Annotated in this window: 13 protein-coding genes and 1 tRNA gene; 2 read left to right on the top strand and 12 right to left on the bottom strand. The window is 71.0% G+C overall.

The genetic code is table 11. The features are described 5' to 3' along the window. Nucleotides 1-38 precede the first annotated feature (38 nt). The 3 genes from leuD to AB3K78_RS03830 all read right to left on the bottom strand — a co-directional run bounded on the left by leuD (nucleotide 39) and on the right by AB3K78_RS03830 (nucleotide 3,365). Nucleotides 39-641: a 3-isopropylmalate dehydratase small subunit gene (gene leuD, locus AB3K78_RS03840; RefSeq protein ID WP_416446330.1), complete on the bottom strand. Its 603-nt coding sequence runs from the start codon at nucleotides 639-641 to the stop codon at nucleotides 39-41. 2 nt (nucleotides 642-643) lie between these two features. Beyond that, nucleotides 644-2,119 carry a 3-isopropylmalate dehydratase large subunit gene (gene leuC / locus AB3K78_RS03835; protein WP_416446329.1) on the bottom strand — a complete coding sequence of 492 codons (1,476 nt, stop codon included), beginning with the start codon at nucleotides 2,117-2,119 and terminating at the stop codon, nucleotides 644-646. A gap of 223 nt (nucleotides 2,120-2,342) precedes the next feature. Continuing rightward, nucleotides 2,343-3,365, bottom strand: a complete 1,023-nt coding sequence (locus tag AB3K78_RS03830) for a TerC/Alx family metal homeostasis membrane protein (RefSeq protein WP_416446328.1) — start codon at nucleotides 3,363-3,365, stop codon at nucleotides 2,343-2,345. Nucleotides 3,366-3,568: 203 nt separating this feature from the next. Here AB3K78_RS03830 and AB3K78_RS03825 point away from each other — a divergent pair, with 203 nt between their 5' ends. Continuing rightward, nucleotides 3,569-4,396 (top strand): TIGR00645 family protein, encoded by an 828-nt coding sequence (locus AB3K78_RS03825; RefSeq protein ID WP_416446326.1) that lies wholly within the window; start codon nucleotides 3,569-3,571, stop codon nucleotides 4,394-4,396. Nucleotides 4,397-4,739: 343 nt separating this feature from the next. Here AB3K78_RS03825 and AB3K78_RS03820 read toward each other — a convergent pair. Beyond that, nucleotides 4,740-4,812, bottom strand: a tRNA-Glu gene (locus AB3K78_RS03820). Nucleotides 4,813-5,045: 233 nt separating this feature from the next. Between AB3K78_RS03820 and AB3K78_RS03815 the strand changes: the two genes are divergently transcribed. After that, a complete protein-coding gene (locus AB3K78_RS03815; protein WP_416446325.1) occupies nucleotides 5,046-5,732 on the top strand; it encodes an MBL fold metallo-hydrolase in 687 nt (228 codons plus the stop codon). Between the two features lie 34 nt (nucleotides 5,733-5,766). Here the strand turns inward: AB3K78_RS03815 and AB3K78_RS03810 are convergent, their stop codons facing one another. The 8 genes from AB3K78_RS03810 to AB3K78_RS03775 form a co-directional block, all read right to left on the bottom strand. After that, nucleotides 5,767-7,311: a hypothetical protein gene (locus AB3K78_RS03810; RefSeq protein ID WP_416446324.1), complete on the bottom strand. Its 1,545-nt coding sequence runs from the start codon at nucleotides 7,309-7,311 to the stop codon at nucleotides 5,767-5,769. Continuing rightward, the gene (locus AB3K78_RS03805) at nucleotides 7,308-7,943 is read right to left on the bottom strand and encodes an ABC transporter ATP-binding protein (RefSeq protein ID WP_416446323.1); all 636 of its coding nucleotides are present in this window, start codon (nucleotides 7,941-7,943) and stop codon (nucleotides 7,308-7,310) included. Before AB3K78_RS03805 ends, AB3K78_RS03810 begins: the two co-directional genes overlap by 4 nt. Beyond that, nucleotides 7,940-8,362, bottom strand: a complete 423-nt coding sequence (locus tag AB3K78_RS03800) for a phage holin family protein (RefSeq protein WP_416446322.1) — start codon at nucleotides 8,360-8,362, stop codon at nucleotides 7,940-7,942. Before AB3K78_RS03800 ends, AB3K78_RS03805 begins: the two co-directional genes overlap by 4 nt. 93 nt (nucleotides 8,363-8,455) lie before the next feature. Continuing rightward, complete coding sequence (locus AB3K78_RS03795) at nucleotides 8,456-9,637, bottom strand: AI-2E family transporter (protein ID WP_416446320.1); 1,182 nt, start codon at nucleotides 9,635-9,637, stop codon at nucleotides 8,456-8,458. Nucleotides 9,638-9,736: 99 nt separating this feature from the next. Beyond that, entirely contained in the window at nucleotides 9,737-11,164 is a 1,428-nt protein-coding gene (thrC, locus tag AB3K78_RS03790; protein WP_416446318.1) for a threonine synthase, read from the bottom strand. A 165-nt stretch (nucleotides 11,165-11,329) separates the two neighbouring features. Next, entirely contained in the window at nucleotides 11,330-12,394 is a 1,065-nt protein-coding gene (locus AB3K78_RS03785) for an ERAP1-like C-terminal domain-containing protein (protein WP_416446316.1), read from the bottom strand. Continuing rightward, a complete protein-coding gene (pepN, locus tag AB3K78_RS03780; RefSeq protein ID WP_416446314.1) occupies nucleotides 12,391-13,911 on the bottom strand; it encodes an aminopeptidase N in 1,521 nt (506 codons plus the stop codon). The genes AB3K78_RS03785 and pepN overlap by 4 nt, the downstream gene beginning before the upstream one ends. A gap of 32 nt (nucleotides 13,912-13,943) precedes the next feature. Continuing rightward, the gene (locus AB3K78_RS03775) at nucleotides 13,944-15,452 is read right to left on the bottom strand and encodes a GuaB1 family IMP dehydrogenase-related protein (protein ID WP_416446312.1); all 1,509 of its coding nucleotides are present in this window, start codon (nucleotides 15,450-15,452) and stop codon (nucleotides 13,944-13,946) included.

Here is a 15,452-nt window from a genome sequence, read left to right as displayed (position 1 = left end):
GGCGTCGGTCGTGCTCTGGGGGGTCTCGGTCTTCTGGCTCACGCGTTCCTCACGGGAAGAGTGCTCGGCATCCACGAGGGACGCTTGGCTTCGAAATCGGTGATCGCCTGCTCGTTGCGGAGCGTCAACGAGATGTCGTCGAGCCCCTCGAGCAGCCGCCACCGAGTGTAATCATCAATCTCGAACGGGACTGAGATATTCCCGACCGTCACGGTGCGGTTCTCGAGATCGACCGTGACCTCGGCGCCCGGCTGCTCGTCGAGCACGGCCCAGATGCGCTCGACGTCGGCCTCGGCGACCTGCGCCGCGAGCAGGCCCTGCTTGCCGGAGTTGCCGCGGAAGATGTCGGCGAACCGCGCCGAGATGACGACCTTGAACCCGAAGTCGCGCAGCGCCCACACGGCGTGCTCGCGCGACGAACCGGTACCGAAGTCGGGACCCGCGACCAGGATCTGGGCTCCCTGGTACTGCGGCTGGTTCAGCACGAACTCGGGGTCCTGGCGCCAGTGGTGGAACAGCGCGTCTTCGAACCCGGTCTTGGTGACCCGCTTGAGGAACACCGCGGGGATGATCTGGTCGGTGTCGACGTTGGACCGCTTCAGCGGAGCGGCGATCCCGGTCAGCGTGGTGAACTTCTCCATGATCAGGCCTCCACCTGCTCGTGCGCGATGCCCTTGGCGGCGTCTTCCTGCAGATCCCACGGGCTCGACAGCGTTCCGCGGATCGCGGTCGCCGCCGCGACGAGCGGCGAGACCAGGTGGGTTCGGCCGCCCTTGCCCTGACGGCCCTCGAAATTGCGGTTCGAAGTCGACGCGCAGCGCTCCCCCGGAGCGAGCTGGTCGGGGTTCATGCCGAGACACATCGAGCAGCCCGCGAAACGCCATTCGCCGCCGAACTCCTCGACGATCTTGTCGATGCCCTCGGCCTCGGCCTCGAGGCGCACGCGCGCGGAACCGGGCACGACCATGAGGCGCACGCCGTCGGCCTTCTTGCGTCCCTTGATGATGCTCGCGAAGTCGCGCAGGTCGTCGAGGCGCGCGTTGGTGCAGGATCCCATGAACACCGCGTCGACCGCGATCTCCTTCATCGGGGTCCCCGCGACGAGGTCCATGTATTCGAGGGCGCGCTCGGCGGCGGCGCGCTCGTTGGGATCCGCGATCTCCGCCGGCACCGGGACGGTGTCGCTCAGCAGGACGCCCTGGCCCGGGTTGGTGCCCCAGGTGACGAAGGGCTCGAGCGCGCTCGCGTCGATGAACACCTCGCGGTCGAAGGTCGCACCCTCGTCGGTGGGCAGCGACTTCCAGTATTCGACCGCGGCGTCCCAGTCGGCGCCCTGCGGCGCGTGGTCGCGTCCCTTGACGTACTCGAAGGTCGTCTCGTCGGGAGCGACCATGCCCGCACGCGCACCGGCCTCGATGGACATGTTGCAGATGGTCATGCGACCGTCCATCGACAGGTTCCGGATCGCCGAGCCGCGGTACTCGAGCACGTAGCCCTGCCCGCCGCCGGTGCCGATCTCGGCGATGACCGCGAGGATGATGTCCTTCGCGGTGACGCCGGGGCGCAGCTCGCCCTCGACGTTGATGGCCATGGTCTTGAACGGCTTGAGCGGCAGCGTCTGCGTCGCCATCACGTGCTCGACCTCGCTCGTGCCGATGCCGAAGGCCAGCGCGCCGAAGGCGCCGTGGGTCGAGGTGTGGCTGTCGCCGCACACCACGGTGATGCCGGGCATGCTCAGTCCGAGCTGCGGGCCGACCACGTGGACGATGCCCTGCTCCTTGTCGCCGAGCGGGTGCGCGCGCACGCCGAACTCCTCGACGTTGCGGCGCAGCGTCTCGATCTGCGTGCGGCTCGTCGGATCCTCGATCTGCTTCGAGATGTTGAGGGTCGGGGTGTTGTGATCCTCGGTCGCGATCATGAGATCGACCCGGCGCAGCGGCCGATCGGCCATGCGCAGGCCGTCGAACGCCTGGGGGCTCGTCACCTCGTGGATGAGGTGCAGGTCGATGTAGATCAGATCCGGATTGCCGTCTTCGCCCTTGACGACGACGTGGTCGTCCCAGAGCTTCTCGGCCAGGGTACGGGGGCGCCGTGCGGACGGCGTGGACTGCTCGGTCATATGTCTGCTTCTCCGCTTCGATTGCGCTGACATGCGGTGCTGCTGCGCGGGGTTCGGTGTTTCGGCCATGCCAGAACTCCGCGACGGGGATGACCGATGGTTAGGCCCCGTCGCGGCACGGAAGAAGCAGCTGCCGTGAACGCATGCGGGACAGTTTAGCACTCGGGCGCCCGCGAGATCGTCATCGCGGGCGCCCGGGGAGCGGCTCGGGTCGGATTCCGGGCTACGGCTTCTCGTGCGGCTCGGCGGCGCCCAGGTGCAGCTTCTCGCCGCCCGCCGCGGCCTCGCGGCGCACCTTGACGATGCTCGCGACGGTCGCGACCGCCATCGCGACGACGATGAAGCCGAGCGAGGTCCAGGTGTCGATGTCGGGCACGGGCACGTGCTCGCCGCCGTTGATGAACGGCAGCTCGTTCTCGTGCAGGGCGTGCAGGATCAGCTTGACGCCGATGAACGCGAGGATCGCGGCGATGCCGTACTTGAGGTACTCGAGCCGCTCGAGCAGTCCGCCGAGCAGGAAGTAGAGCTGCCGCAGGCCCATGAGCGCGAAGACGTTGGCCGTGAACACGATGAACGGGCTCTGCGTGATGCCGAAGATCGCCGGGATCGAATCGAGCGCGAAGAGCAGGTCGGTCGCCCCGAGCGAGATGAGCACCAGCAGGAACGGGGTGAACATGCGCTTGCCGTCGACCGTGGTGCGCAGCTTGCCGCCGTCGTAGTGATCGCTGAAGGGCATCACCTTCTTCACCTGGCGGATGATCCAGCTGTCACCCTCCTCCTCGTGCGCGCCGGGCTTGACCTGCTGCCAGGCCGTCCAGATGAGCCACGCGCCGAAGATGAAGAACACCGCGATGAAACGCTCGATGATCGCCGCTCCGGCGAGGATGAAGAGCCCGCGGAAGATCAGCGCAAGCACGATGCCGATCATGAGGGCGCGCTGCTGATAGGCGTACGGCACCGCGAAGCGGCCGAGGATCAGCACGAACACGAACAGGTTGTCGATCGACAGGCTGTACTCGGTGAGCCAGCCGGCCAGGAACTCGCTGCCGTGCTGGGCGTCGCCGAGCAGGAACAGCGCGCCGGCGAAGACGAGCGCCAGGAGGACGTAGACGCCGACCCAGATGCTCGCCTCGCGCATCGAGGGGACGTGCGGACGCTTGATGATCAGCAGCAGGTCGACGAGCAGGATCGCGACGAGCACGATCATGGAGCCGATCTCGAACCAGAGCGGAAGTGCGGTGGTCAATGAGTTCCCTTCGGACGTGCGCGGGTGCGCGGAACGGCCGAAAGTCTCTTCCCGATGCGGACCTGCCGGACCGCACCGCGCTCGTACCGGTCGGGCGACGGCGCCCGGCGTATTGACGATACGAGCGAGACGGAATACTCCCCTTCGCTGCGTTCCAGTGTAGCGGGTCCGCGCGCAGGTGCCTCCGATACGATATGCCGCGCATGTCCAGACCCGACGAGAGGATCCCCGTGAGCTCCCGCCCCGTTCAGACCCCGATCGAGCGCTCCGGCGAGCGCGGCCCCGGGCCGGCCTCCCGCACGCTCGCGGGCTTCATCTTCGCCAGCCGCTGGCTCCAGGCGCCGCTCTACCTGGGCCTCATCATCGCCCAGGCCGTCTACGTGGTGCTGTTCTTCGTCGAGCTGTGGCACCTCATCGAGAAGTCGGTGATCAAGGGCAAGTTCACCGAGACCGAGGTCATGCTGAGCGTGCTCGCGCTCATCGACATCGTCATGATCGCGAACCTGCTCATCATGGTGATCATCGGCGGCTACGAGACCTTCGTCTCGAAGATCCGCGTCGACGGCCACCATGACGAGCCGGACTGGCTGTCGCACGTCAACGCGAACCTGCTCAAGGTCAAGCTCGCCATCTCGATCATCTCGATCTCCTCGATCCACCTGCTCAAGACCTTCATCGAGGTCGGGCGCATGGACGGCGGTCTCGTCAAGAACGGCAAGAACGTCATCTATTCGAACGACGGAGTGATGTGGGAGGTCATCATCCACCTCGCCTTCATCGTCTCGGCGCTCGCGCTCGCCTGGATCGACAAGATGAGCCACCACGCCGAGCCCGCGAAGGCGCACGCACCGGCGCCGGCGCCGGCGCCGGCGCCGGTCCTCGCCTACGCGGTGGCACCCGCGGCGCCCGTCGGCACGGCGACTCCCCCGGCCGGGGCCGCCGCCTCGAACGCGGGCGACGCCGACGGCTACGTGACGGTGCGCGTGCCCGCGGGCACCGCGCTGCCCGAGGGCGCGCAGCGGATCGACTAGCCGCGGGATCGAGCACACGCCGCAGGGGGCGTCCGTTCGGACGCCCCCTGCGGTGTTTCCGGTGGTCTCGGCTTCGGAAGGAGATTCGCGCTCAGACGGAGAGTTCCAGTGGGAAGCCTCCGTCTGAGCGCGAATCTCCTTCCTCGTGTGGAGGAGGACGCAACCGCGCACCGCCCGACCCAGGCCCCACCGCCCGACCGGGGCGGGGACGCCCAGGGGCAGGCCCCCAGACCCGGGCCCAAGGCAGGGGCAGACTCACGCCCCGAGAATGCCGCATCCCCGAACACGAACGCACGCAGAAACGACGAAAGCCTCGCCCGAAGGCGAGGCTTTCGTTTCTCGGTGACCCCAGCGGGATTCGAACCCGCGTTACCGCCGTGAGAGGGCGGCGTACTAGGCCGCTATACGATGGGGCCGAGCTGGTTGCGCTTCCCGGGGCTTCCCCCGTGCCGCGGCAACTCGTATATTCTGACACACGGATTCACAGCGCCACAAATCGGGCCGTGTTCCACGGCGCGTCGCCCGTGATTCCGCCATTTTTGCGCGCCCCGTCGCACCCCGCCGTGCCCATCCACGCCCGGCCGCATGACCGGCCCGACGCCCCACGGGCCCCTGGCTCACGCGCATCCACCGGGTCTAGGATCGCGGCATGCGCGGATTCCGTCTCTCCCATGCCGGCCTGGTGCTCGAGCACGAGGGTCACGCCCTCTTCATCGATCCCGGATCCTTCACCACCGAGACCGAGCTCGCCGCGGCGATCGAGGCGGTTTCAGCCGAGTCGACGATCGCGGGCGTGGTGATCACCCACGAGCACGGCGATCACTGGTCCGCACCGAACCTGGCCGCGATCCGCGCCGCCGCGCCCGGCGCGGGCGTCTTCACCACCCGGGCGACCGCCGAGGCGCTGCAGGCCGCAGGGATCCCCGACGCCGTGGTGGTGCACGAGGGCGATTCGGCGACCGCGGGCCGTTTCGAGCTCGACTTCTACGGGCATCGGCATGAGGTGCTGCACGCGAGCATCCCCGTCATCGACAACATCGGGGTGCGGGTGAACGGCTCGCTGGCCTACGGCGGGGACTCGCTCGCGCGGCCGCCCTTCCGCGCGGACGTGCTCGGCGTGCCGATCGGCTCGCCCTGGTCGACGATCGGCGACGTCATGGACTTCGTGCTGGCGAACGCGCCGCGCCGCGTGTTCCTGACCCACGACGGCATGCTGTCCGGCCCCGGCTTGGCCCTGTTCGAACAGCGGGTGCGCGAGGCGCTCGCGGTCACCGGAGGCGAACTCCTGGCGTTCCCCCGGCTCGATGACGACGGAGGCGCGCGCCTGGAGCTCTAGCGCCGCCGACCGGAATCGGCCGACCGCACCGGCGCTACCGCCCTCGCGCGGTGCGGTAGCGTGCCCGGATCCAGTACCCGAGTCCGAGCAGGATCAGGAGGGCCACCGGGAGGAGCGCCTGCGGGGCGCCGACCGCCAGCCCCGCGATCAGCGCGCCGACCGCGGCCGCGCAGACGGGACCGTCGAAGGTCCACGCGAGGACGTTCAGTGCGGAGAGGTCGCCAGCCGGGGTCGGGATGGGCGCCAGCAGGCGCTGCGGCAGCGGCCCCTTCAGCACCGCGAGGACCCGCAGCTGCTGCGCCATCGCAGCCAGCCCGATGACCGCGAGAAGGATCGGCCCGGCGATGCCGGCCGCACCACCGGCACCGGATGCACCGACGGTGCCGCCCGCGGCACCGCTCCCGCCCGCGGCACCGGCGATCATCGTACCGAGCACGGGAAGCAGGATCGCGAGCGCGCTCGGAAGGATCGCGTGCGCAGCCAGTAGCCGGCCCGGAGACAGCGGAAGCAGCCCGGGGCCTCCGATCCCCTCTGCGGCGGCTCCGAGGCCGCGGCAGAGCGGCCCCAGTGCGGCGTAGAGGCCTGCACCTGCCACTGCGCCGACGAGCGCCGCCGCCGGCGCGTCGGGGAGCGCGCCCAGGGGCGATCCCGACCGACCCGTCGCGACTGCGAGCACGGCGCCCACGCCGGTCAGCGCAGCCACGGCGAGAAGGCTGCGCGCCGGAGCCCGCAGCGCGCCTCGGAGGTCGCGGAGCAGGATCGCGGGAACCGCCCGGCGCGGAACCCGCCAGCGCCAGCGCCGCCCGACTCGTACGGGAGCCCCGAGCCGAGCCGCCGCGATCGCCGGATCGCCCGAGAGCGCGAACATCGAGACGTCCTCCCAGCGAGCGGCCTGATCCCGCAGCGTCCGCAGCGGGATCCGCGAGGCGAACCCCGGGGCGAGCGCCGCCCCAGCGACGCCGATCACGGCGGCGGCCATCCCGAGCGCGGGGAGCCAGGATCCCGGAAGCAGGGCGACCACGGCGCCGAGCAGCACCAGGGCCGTCCCGAGCGCCGCGCGGACTCCGCGGCCCAGCTGCCCCGCGAGCACCGCCGCCGCGGCGCACAGGCCCAGGCCGGCTCCGACCGCGATCGCGAGCGCCCACGCGGCGGGAGGCGAGGTGGCGATGCCGAACACGCCACCGCCGAGCGCACCGAGGACGGCCGCCACCCCGAATGCGCGGAGCACCGTCGGAGCGAGCAAGCGGACGCGCGATCCGGGCCCGGAGAGCACCAGGTCGATCTCCGGCAGCGACGCGGAGGCCGGCCCGCGCTGCGCTCCGAGCAGCGCGCACGCGGCGAGCACCGCGCAGACCACGGCGCCCGCGGTGTTCGCGCCGGAGGCGCCGAGCCCCGGCCACGCGTCGGCGAGTGCGAGCGTCGCGGCGCGCAGCACGGGCGCCACCACCACGAGCGCGATCATCACGACGAGGTACGTGCGATAGACGACACCGTCGTCCGCCGCACGGGTCGCGCGGCGGCCGAGGACCGCACGCGCACTCGCGAGCGACCCCTCGGCCGGAACGGGCCGCACGGTCATTCCCCGACCCGCACCCGACGATCGGCGACGCGCTCGACGAGGTCGGGGGCGTGACTCGCGCACGCCACCGCGACGCCGCGCTCGCGGGCCCCGCGGATCGCTGCTGCGAGCAGCGCCCTGCGGTCCGGGTCGAGCCGCTGCTCGGGTTCGTCGAGCAGCAGCACCTCGGCGGGCCTCGCGAAGACGAGGGCCAGGTGCGCGAGCTGCCGCTGCCCGCTCGACAGCTCGTGCGGGAACCGGTCACGGAGCGCGCCGAGCTCGAACCGCGCGAGCGCGGTGCCGACCGGGTCCGCGTCGTCCCAGAGCGCGGCCACGAGCGCGAGGTGGTCGGAGATCGTGAGATCCGGGTAGAGCGCGGGCGGCTCGATCAGCGTCGCCAACGCCCGACGGGTCGCTGCCTGGCGTTCGTCCACCGGCGATCCGCGCAGCAGCACGCGCCCGCCGCTCGGACGCACCCTCCCCGAGAGCAGTCGCAGCAGGGTCGTCTTGCCGGCGCCGTTCGGTCCGAGCAGCGCGACGCACTCCCCCGCGTCGATCTCGACCGAGGTCTCGGGTAGCAGCGTCGCACCGTCGATGACGAGCGATACGCGCTCGGCGACGAGCCGCGCGCCGCCCGCACCGTCGGAGGTCACCGGCGCTTCGCCTCCCGGCGGTCGAGCAGACGGTCCTCCTCGCGGCGTTTCAGCCAGCGCTCCACGATTACGCCCATGATGATCCACCCGCCGAGCGCCGTGACCACCCACACGATGATGGGTGCGGCGATCCAGGCGGCCGCGCCGTCGATCGTGAGCCCGCCGCGGAACAGCGTCGCGATCCAGAGCGCGAGGAACGTCGACACGAGGCCGATGCCGCCGAGCACCGCCGACGCGTACCGACGGGCCAGGTTGAAGACGAACGGCGCGAGGACCGCCTGCGCGAGCGCGAGCACGCCGACCGCGACGAGGAAGCCGCCCGGCTGCAGGTGCACACCGTCGACGACGAGCGAGGCGATGATGAGCGCCACCGCGGCGAGCACCAGGTGCGATGCCAGTCCCAGCAGGAATCGGATCATGGACGCGTCTCCTTCGAAGTGTCTGCGGGCATGGCCGCGGTCCTGGGCTCAGCGTATCGGAACCGGCACGGAGGCCGGACCGCTCCGGACCGTTCAGCGCGGGTTGGGGCGGGCCCACTTCGCCGGGAGAGCGGGACCGTCCCACACCTGGATGATGCCCCACGCGACCGCCGCGATCGGCACGGCGAGCACCGCCCCGAGCACCCCGCTCAGCACCGTGCCGATGGTCAGCGCGAGCAGGATCACGAGCGCGTGCAGCTTGAGCGTGCGCCCCATGAGCACGGGCTGCAGCAGATTGCCCTCGAGCTGGTTCACGAGCACCACCACGCCGACGACGATCACGGCCGAGATCGGCCCGTTCGCGACGAGCGCGACGAGCGCGGCGAGGGTCCCGCCGAGCGTCGCACCGATGAACGGGATGAACGACAGCAGGAACGTGAGCACCGCGAGCGGCAGGGCGAGCGGGACGTGCAGGATCACGAGTCCGATGCCGATGCCGATCGCGTCGACCGCCGCCACCGCGGCCGTACCGCGCACGTAGGAGCCGAGGGTCACGACGGCCTTGTCGCCGATGCGCTCGGCACGTGCGAGCGCCTCGCCCCGGAAGGGTCGCAGCAGGAAGCGCCAGATGACCGCGCCGTCCTTGAGGAAGAAGAAGAGCACGACGACCATGAGGATGAGTCCGGTCACGAAGCTCGCGACCGCCCCGACGCCCGCGAGCGCCCCCGAGCCGAACTCCGCGCTGGTCGCGAAGTGCACGAGCGCGTCCCGCCATTCGAGCAGCTGGTCCGAACTCGGGGCGAACGGCAGGGTCTGGACCCAGGCTGCGGCCTGGGCGTAGCCCTCGATCGCCTGGTCCGAGAGATCGTCCCACTGGTCGATGACCGCCCAGGTAATCATCCAGCCGATCCCGGTGAGGATCAGGACGATGCCGAGCAGCACGATCACCGTCGCGAGCGCCGGCGGGACGTTCCGCCCCCGCAGCCAGCGCATCACGGGCGCGAAGGTGCTCGCGAAGATGAGGGCGAGCAGGATCGGGATCACGACCGTGCTGAGCACGCGCAGGCCGAGCACCACCCCTGCGGTGAGCACGAGCACGATGATGATCTGCAGCGCACGCGTGGCGAGCAGGCCGAAGCCGTCTCCCCAGGCGGCTCGCGCGCCCGCTGCAGCGCCGCCCCGCACGGGGCGCCCCGATCCGCCGGAGCCCTGCAGCCTCGATTCGAGGTCGGCGATACGCCCTTCGAGTTCCCGTCGTTCGCGGCGGCCGAACATCACCCTGCCCTTCGTCGGTGGACCTGTGGTCCCCCAGCGTAGGCGGGGCCGCCGACTCCGCGTCGACGCCTCGCCCGGCCGCCTCGGATCGGTCGCGGATCAGGCCGTGGCGCGCTCCGCGATGAAGGCGCGCAGCGCCTCGGCATCGTCGGCCATCTCGGTGACGTGCTGCGGCAGTTCGAGCATCGCGGCGAGATCGTCGGGCAGCGGTGCGGCCGCGCCGATCGCCTCGACCACGATCTCGGGGAACTTCGCGGGCTTCGCGGTTTCGAGCACGAGCATCGGGATCCCGGGCTCCTGGTGCTCGCGCGCCACCTTCACGCCGTCGGCGGTGTGCGGGTCGATGGTGATGCCGGTCGCCTCGTGCACGGCGCGGATCGTCGCCACCCGGTCGGCGTGCGTGCTCGTGCCGCTCGCGAAGCCGAACTCGTCGGCGAAGCGGACCTGCTCCCCCGAGAGATCGAATTCGCCGCGCTCCGACAGCTCGGTCCAGAGATCGCTGAGGCGCTCCGCGTCGCGGCCGACGAGCTCGAAGATGAAGCGCTCGAGGTTCGACGCCTTCGAGATGTCCATCGACGGGCTCGAGGTCGCGTGGGTGTCCGCGGCGCTGCGAGGGCGGTACACGCCGGTGCGGAAGAAGTCGTCGAGCACGTTGTTCTCGTTCGCGGCGAGCACGAGGCGGCGCAGCGGAACGCCGAGCTGCTTCGCGTACCAGCCGGACAGGATGTTGCCGAAGTTGCCGGACGGCACCGTGACCGAGACCTCGAAGCCGGCGCGCTGCTCGGGCACGACCGCGTCGCTCGCGCGCAACCAGGACCATACGTAGTAGACGGTCTGCGCGGTGATGCGGCCGAGGTTGATGGAGTTGACCGTACCGAGCTGATGCCGCTGCTTGAACGCGAGGTCGCCCGACAGGTCCTTCACGAGATTCTGGCAGTCGTCGAAGACGCCCTCGACCGCGATGTTGTGGATGTTGTCGTCGGTCAGCGAGTACATCTGCGCGCGCTGGAACGCGCTCATGCGTCCCTGCGGCGACAGCATGAAGACGGCGACGCGATCCTTGCCGCGCAGCGCGTACTCGGCGGCCGATCCGGTGTCGCCTGAGGTCGCCCCGAGCACGTTGAGCGCACGGCCCGTGCGCTCGAGCACGTACTCGAGCGACTGGCCGAGGAACTGCATCGCCATGTCCTTGAACGCGAAGGTCGGCCCCTCGGACAGGCCGACGAGGGTGATGCCGCCGTCGAGCTCGGTGAGCGGGACGACGCCCTCGGTCGGGAAGTTCTCGGCGGAGTACGCCGCTCGGCACATCGCCTCGAGGTCGGCGCGCGGGATGTCGGTCGCGAAACGCGAGATCACCTCGGTCGCGAGGCCCGCATAGTCGAGGCCGCGCCACGACTCGAGCGTCGCGGCATCGACACGAGGCAGCTCGGCCGGCACCACGAGACCGCCGTCGGGCGCGAGGCCCTCGAGCAGGATCGCGCTGAACTCCGACGGCTCGAGGCCGCCGCGGGTCGAAATGAACTGCACGTTCGCTCCTTGTGCTCCGGTTCCCCGACTGGGGATCGCGTTCTATTGTTCCAGACGTTCGTCCGCCGTTCCGCGCAAGCCTGTGAGTCGCGGGATCCGGCGGATCCTGCGACTCCTCCGTCGCGCGGGATGACGACCGGGCGCGACGGATGACGGCCAGGATCGCTACGCCGGCTGCGCAGCGCGCACGCGGATGCGTCGCGCCAGCCGGTCGCGCTGCTCGATCACGAGCCGACGCAGCGATGCCGGCGCCTCCGTGTTGGCGTCGAGCCAGGCGTCGACGTCCGCGGTGTCGATCGTCTCGGGGAAGAGACCCAGCACGAGCCGCTTCGCGATCTCGATGCTCCGCGTCCGCCAGGCGGGCAGGATCCGGGCGAAGTACCCGTTCTCGGAATCGGTGGGCAGGTCCCCGAGCAGGTCGTCGCGTCCGCCGGCGCGCGCGCCGGCGATGGTCGCGTCCAGGTGCTCGTTGCTGAGTTCGAGATCGGTCCAGGCCCGCTCCCACGCTGCCACGCGCACCGCGGCGTCGGGCACCGAGGCCCGGGCGCGCACCGCCCAGGTGCGTCCGCTGCCGGTGTCGTCGCTCGCCAGCTGCGTGGCGATCTCCGCTTCACCGGCGTGGCCGGTCGCGACCAGCGCGGTCAGGAGGCGCCAGCGCAGGTCGGCGTCGAGGGCGAGGCCGAGCGGAACGGCGTCCTCGTGCCCGCGCAGCACGTCGGCGACGCGCTCGGACTCGGAGCCGTCGCGCTCGGCCGCGGCTGCGAACGCCCGCGCCCACGCGAGCTGCGATCCGCTCCCGGCTTCTGCCGCGTCGAGCTGGTGCGCGGCGAGCTCCAGCTGCGCCCACTGCGCGTCCGCGCGATGCTGGGCGCGGACGTAGCTGCGCACCGCCAGAGCCGCATTGCCGAGCACGGTCTCCAGCAGTCCGACGTTGGCCTCGGAACCGGCGTGCTTCGCGACGATCGCGAGGAACTCGCGGGCGGGCAGCTCCCCGTCCCTGGTCGCGTTCCAGAGCGCCGACCAGACGAGCCCGCGGGCCAGCGGGTCGGTGATCCCCGAGAGGTGCGCCGTCACCGCGGTGAGCGAGCGCGCGTCGAGACGAATCTTGGCGTAGCTCAGATCGTCGTCGTTCAGGAGCCAGAGGTCGTACCGCTCCAGCAGGTCGGCGCCGACGGGCAGCGGCGTCCCGGCGTCGACCAGGTCGAGCTCCACGCGCTCGCGACGGATCATCTTGCCCGACAGCGGGTCGAGACCGTACCCCCGACCGCGATCCGGTGCGGACGCGGATCGCTCATCAGGATGCGGGCCGCTGAGGACCCCTCGGTCCCGGAGCCGCGATCCAGTTCGAGCGTCGACAGGCCCGTGGTCTCGAGCCAGGCGGCGGACCAGGCGCGGAGATCCCGGCCGGAGGCCTCCTCGAGTGCGACGAGCAGATCGTTCAGCTCGGTATTGCCGTAGGCGTGGTCCGCGAAGTAGCGACGGGCGCCCGCGAAGAAGGCGTCCTCGCCGACGAATGCGACGAGCTGCTTCAGCACCGCCGCCCCCTTGGCGTAGGTGATGCCGTCGAAGTTCAGCTTCGCGGCTTCGAGGTCGGGGATATCGGCGACGATCGGGTGCGTGGTCGGCATCTGATCCTGCTCGACGGCCCAGGCCTTGCGCCGGTTCGCGAACGTCACGAACGCGTCGGTGAAGCGGGTCGCCCGCGAGGCCGCGAACGCCCCCATGAAGTCCGCGAACGACTCCTTGAGCCACAGGTCGTCCCACCAGCGCATCGTCACGAGGTCGCCGAACCACATGTGCGCCATCTCGTGCAGGATCGTGTTCGCGCGGCCTTCGCGCTGCGATTCGGTCGCGGCGCCACGGAACACATAGGACTCGGTGAAGGTCACGAGGCCGGGGTTCTCCATCGCGCCGAGGTTGTACTCGGGCACGAAGATCTGGTCGTAGACGCCCCAGGGGTAGTCGAAGCCGAAGCGCTCGTGGAAGAAGTCGAGGCCCTGCTTGGTCACCTCGAGGATCTCGTCGGCGTCGAGGTGCTCGGCGAGCGATGCGCGGCAGTAGACGCCGAGCGGGATCTCGAGCCCGCCCCCGGCCTTCGTCCAGGAGTCGTGCACGCCGAAGTAGGGACCCGCGGCGACCGCGGTGATGTAGCTCGAGATCGGCTTCGTCGGCGCGAACTCGATCGGGGCCCCCGGCACCCGCTCCCCCGTCGGCACCGTGTTCGAGAGCACGGTCCAGGCTTCGGGCGCCCGCACCGAGAACGTGGTCTCGGCCTTGAGGTCGGGCTGCTCGAAGCAGGCCATCACGCGGCGCGCATCCGCCGGCTCGTACTGCGTGTAGAGGTAGGTCTCGCCGTCGGCCGGATCGACGTAGCGGTGCAGTCCCTCGCCGCTGCGGCTGTACACGCCCAGCGCGTCGATGCGCACGATCGCCGGGGTCGCGGCTTCCGCCGACCCGCCGAGACCGTCGATGCGCACGCGCGCCCCGTCGTAGCGCACCGGCTGTTCGACGCCGTTCACCTCGACCCGCCCCACCGAGTCGCCGATGAAGTCGATCCAGGTCGCATCGGCGCGCGCGTCGAATTCGAGGGTCGTGACCGTCGGGAACACCGATACGGCGGGGTCGGGGGCCGCGGTGAGATCGAGCTCGACGCGGATCCGGTGCAGGTCGATCGCCGCGGCCCGCTCGGCCGTCTCGGTGCGGCCGAGGTTCGCCGATGCGCTCGCGGAGCGGAGTTCGGAAGTCATGCCTCCATCGTGTCATGCCGCGGACGCGGTGCTCACCACGAGACCGGCAGCGCCTTGCCCTCCTCGTACCCCGCGGCCGACTGCAGGCCCACGTGCGCCCGCTCGTGGAACTCGGCGACGCTGCCCGCTCCCGCGTAGGTGAACGACGACCGGACGCCGGAGGTGATCATGTCGACCAGGTCCTCGACGCTCGGCCGCTGCGGGTCGAGGTAGATCTTCGACGACGAGATGCCCTCGGCGAACAGCTCCTTCCGGGCGCGCTCGTAGGGGTCGAGACCGCCGAAGCGCGCCTGCACCGCCTTGGTCGAGGCCATGCCCCAGGATTCCTTGTAGAGCCTGCCATCGGCGTCGGCGACGAGCTCGCCCGGCGCCTCGACGGTGCCGGCGAACCAGGAACCGACCATGATCGATGCGGCACCCGCGGCGAGCGCCAGTGCGACGTCGCGCGGATAGCGCACGCCGCCGTCGGCCCAGACGTGCGCGCCGAGTTCGCTCGCGGCCTCGGCCGTCTCGAGCACGGCCGAGAACTGGGGACGGCCAACGGCGGTCATCATGCGCGTCGTGCACATCGCCCCGGGGCCGACGCCCACCTTCAGGATGGTGGCTCCGGCGTTCACGAGGTCGTGCACGCCGTCGGCGGTCACGATGTTGCCCGCGACGAGGGGAAGGCCGAGGTCGAGGCCCGCGATCGTCTGCAGGGCGCGGATCATGCCCTCCTGATGACCGTGGGCGGTGTCGACGACGAGGACGTCCGCCCCGGCCGCGGCGAGCGCCGAGGCCTTGGCGGCGACGTCGCCGTTGATGCCGACGGCCGCGGCGACGGCGAGCCGGCCGTCGTGGTCGGCTGCGGGGCCGTAGAGCGTATTGCGCAGGGCGCTGCGGCTCGTGATCGTCCCGATCACGCGATCGTCTTCGATGACGCAGAGGATCGATGCGCCGAGCGCGTCCTCCGCAGAGAGCACGGCGTCGAACGCGGCGCGGCCGCCGGCGAGCTCGGTCGCGGGAATGGTGGGCAGCGCACCGCGCACGAGATCGCCGAGCCGGGCGTCCTCCGGTACGCTCGCGAGTCGGTGGGCGGGGAGCACGCCGAGCACGTCGTCGATGGGGATCCCGACGGCTGCGTCGTCCGGGTCGGCCGCACCGTCGGCGTAGCGGTCGGCGGCGCCCCGCACGACGAGGAGGCCGTGCTGCTCGCTCGGCGGGACCCGGCGGAGCGCATCGGCGGCCGTATCGCCGGCGCCGGCGACGATGGGCGCATCGCAGAACGCGGGGCGCTGCTTGACCCAGCGGATCGCGTCGGCGACGACGGACAACGGCGGGTCCTGCGGCAGCACGGCGAGGCCGCCCCGGCGGGCGAGGGCCGCCGCGATGCGAGGACCCGAGACCGAGTTCATGTTGGCGGCGACGAGCGGGATCGTCGCGGGCGTCCCGTCGCCGGGGGCCAGAGCGACGGCGAAGCGTGAACCGACCGCGGATCGGCGGGGAATGAGGAAGACGTCTGAGTAGGTGAGGTCGCCCGTCGGCTGGCCGGAGATCTGCAT

The organism is Leucobacter sp. HNU (assembly GCF_047946755.1).
Taxonomy (GTDB): domain Bacteria; phylum Actinomycetota; class Actinomycetes; order Actinomycetales; family Microbacteriaceae; genus Leucobacter.
Note: the sequence above shows the minus strand (reverse complement) of the source record. Positions and strands in the feature narration are given on the sequence as shown.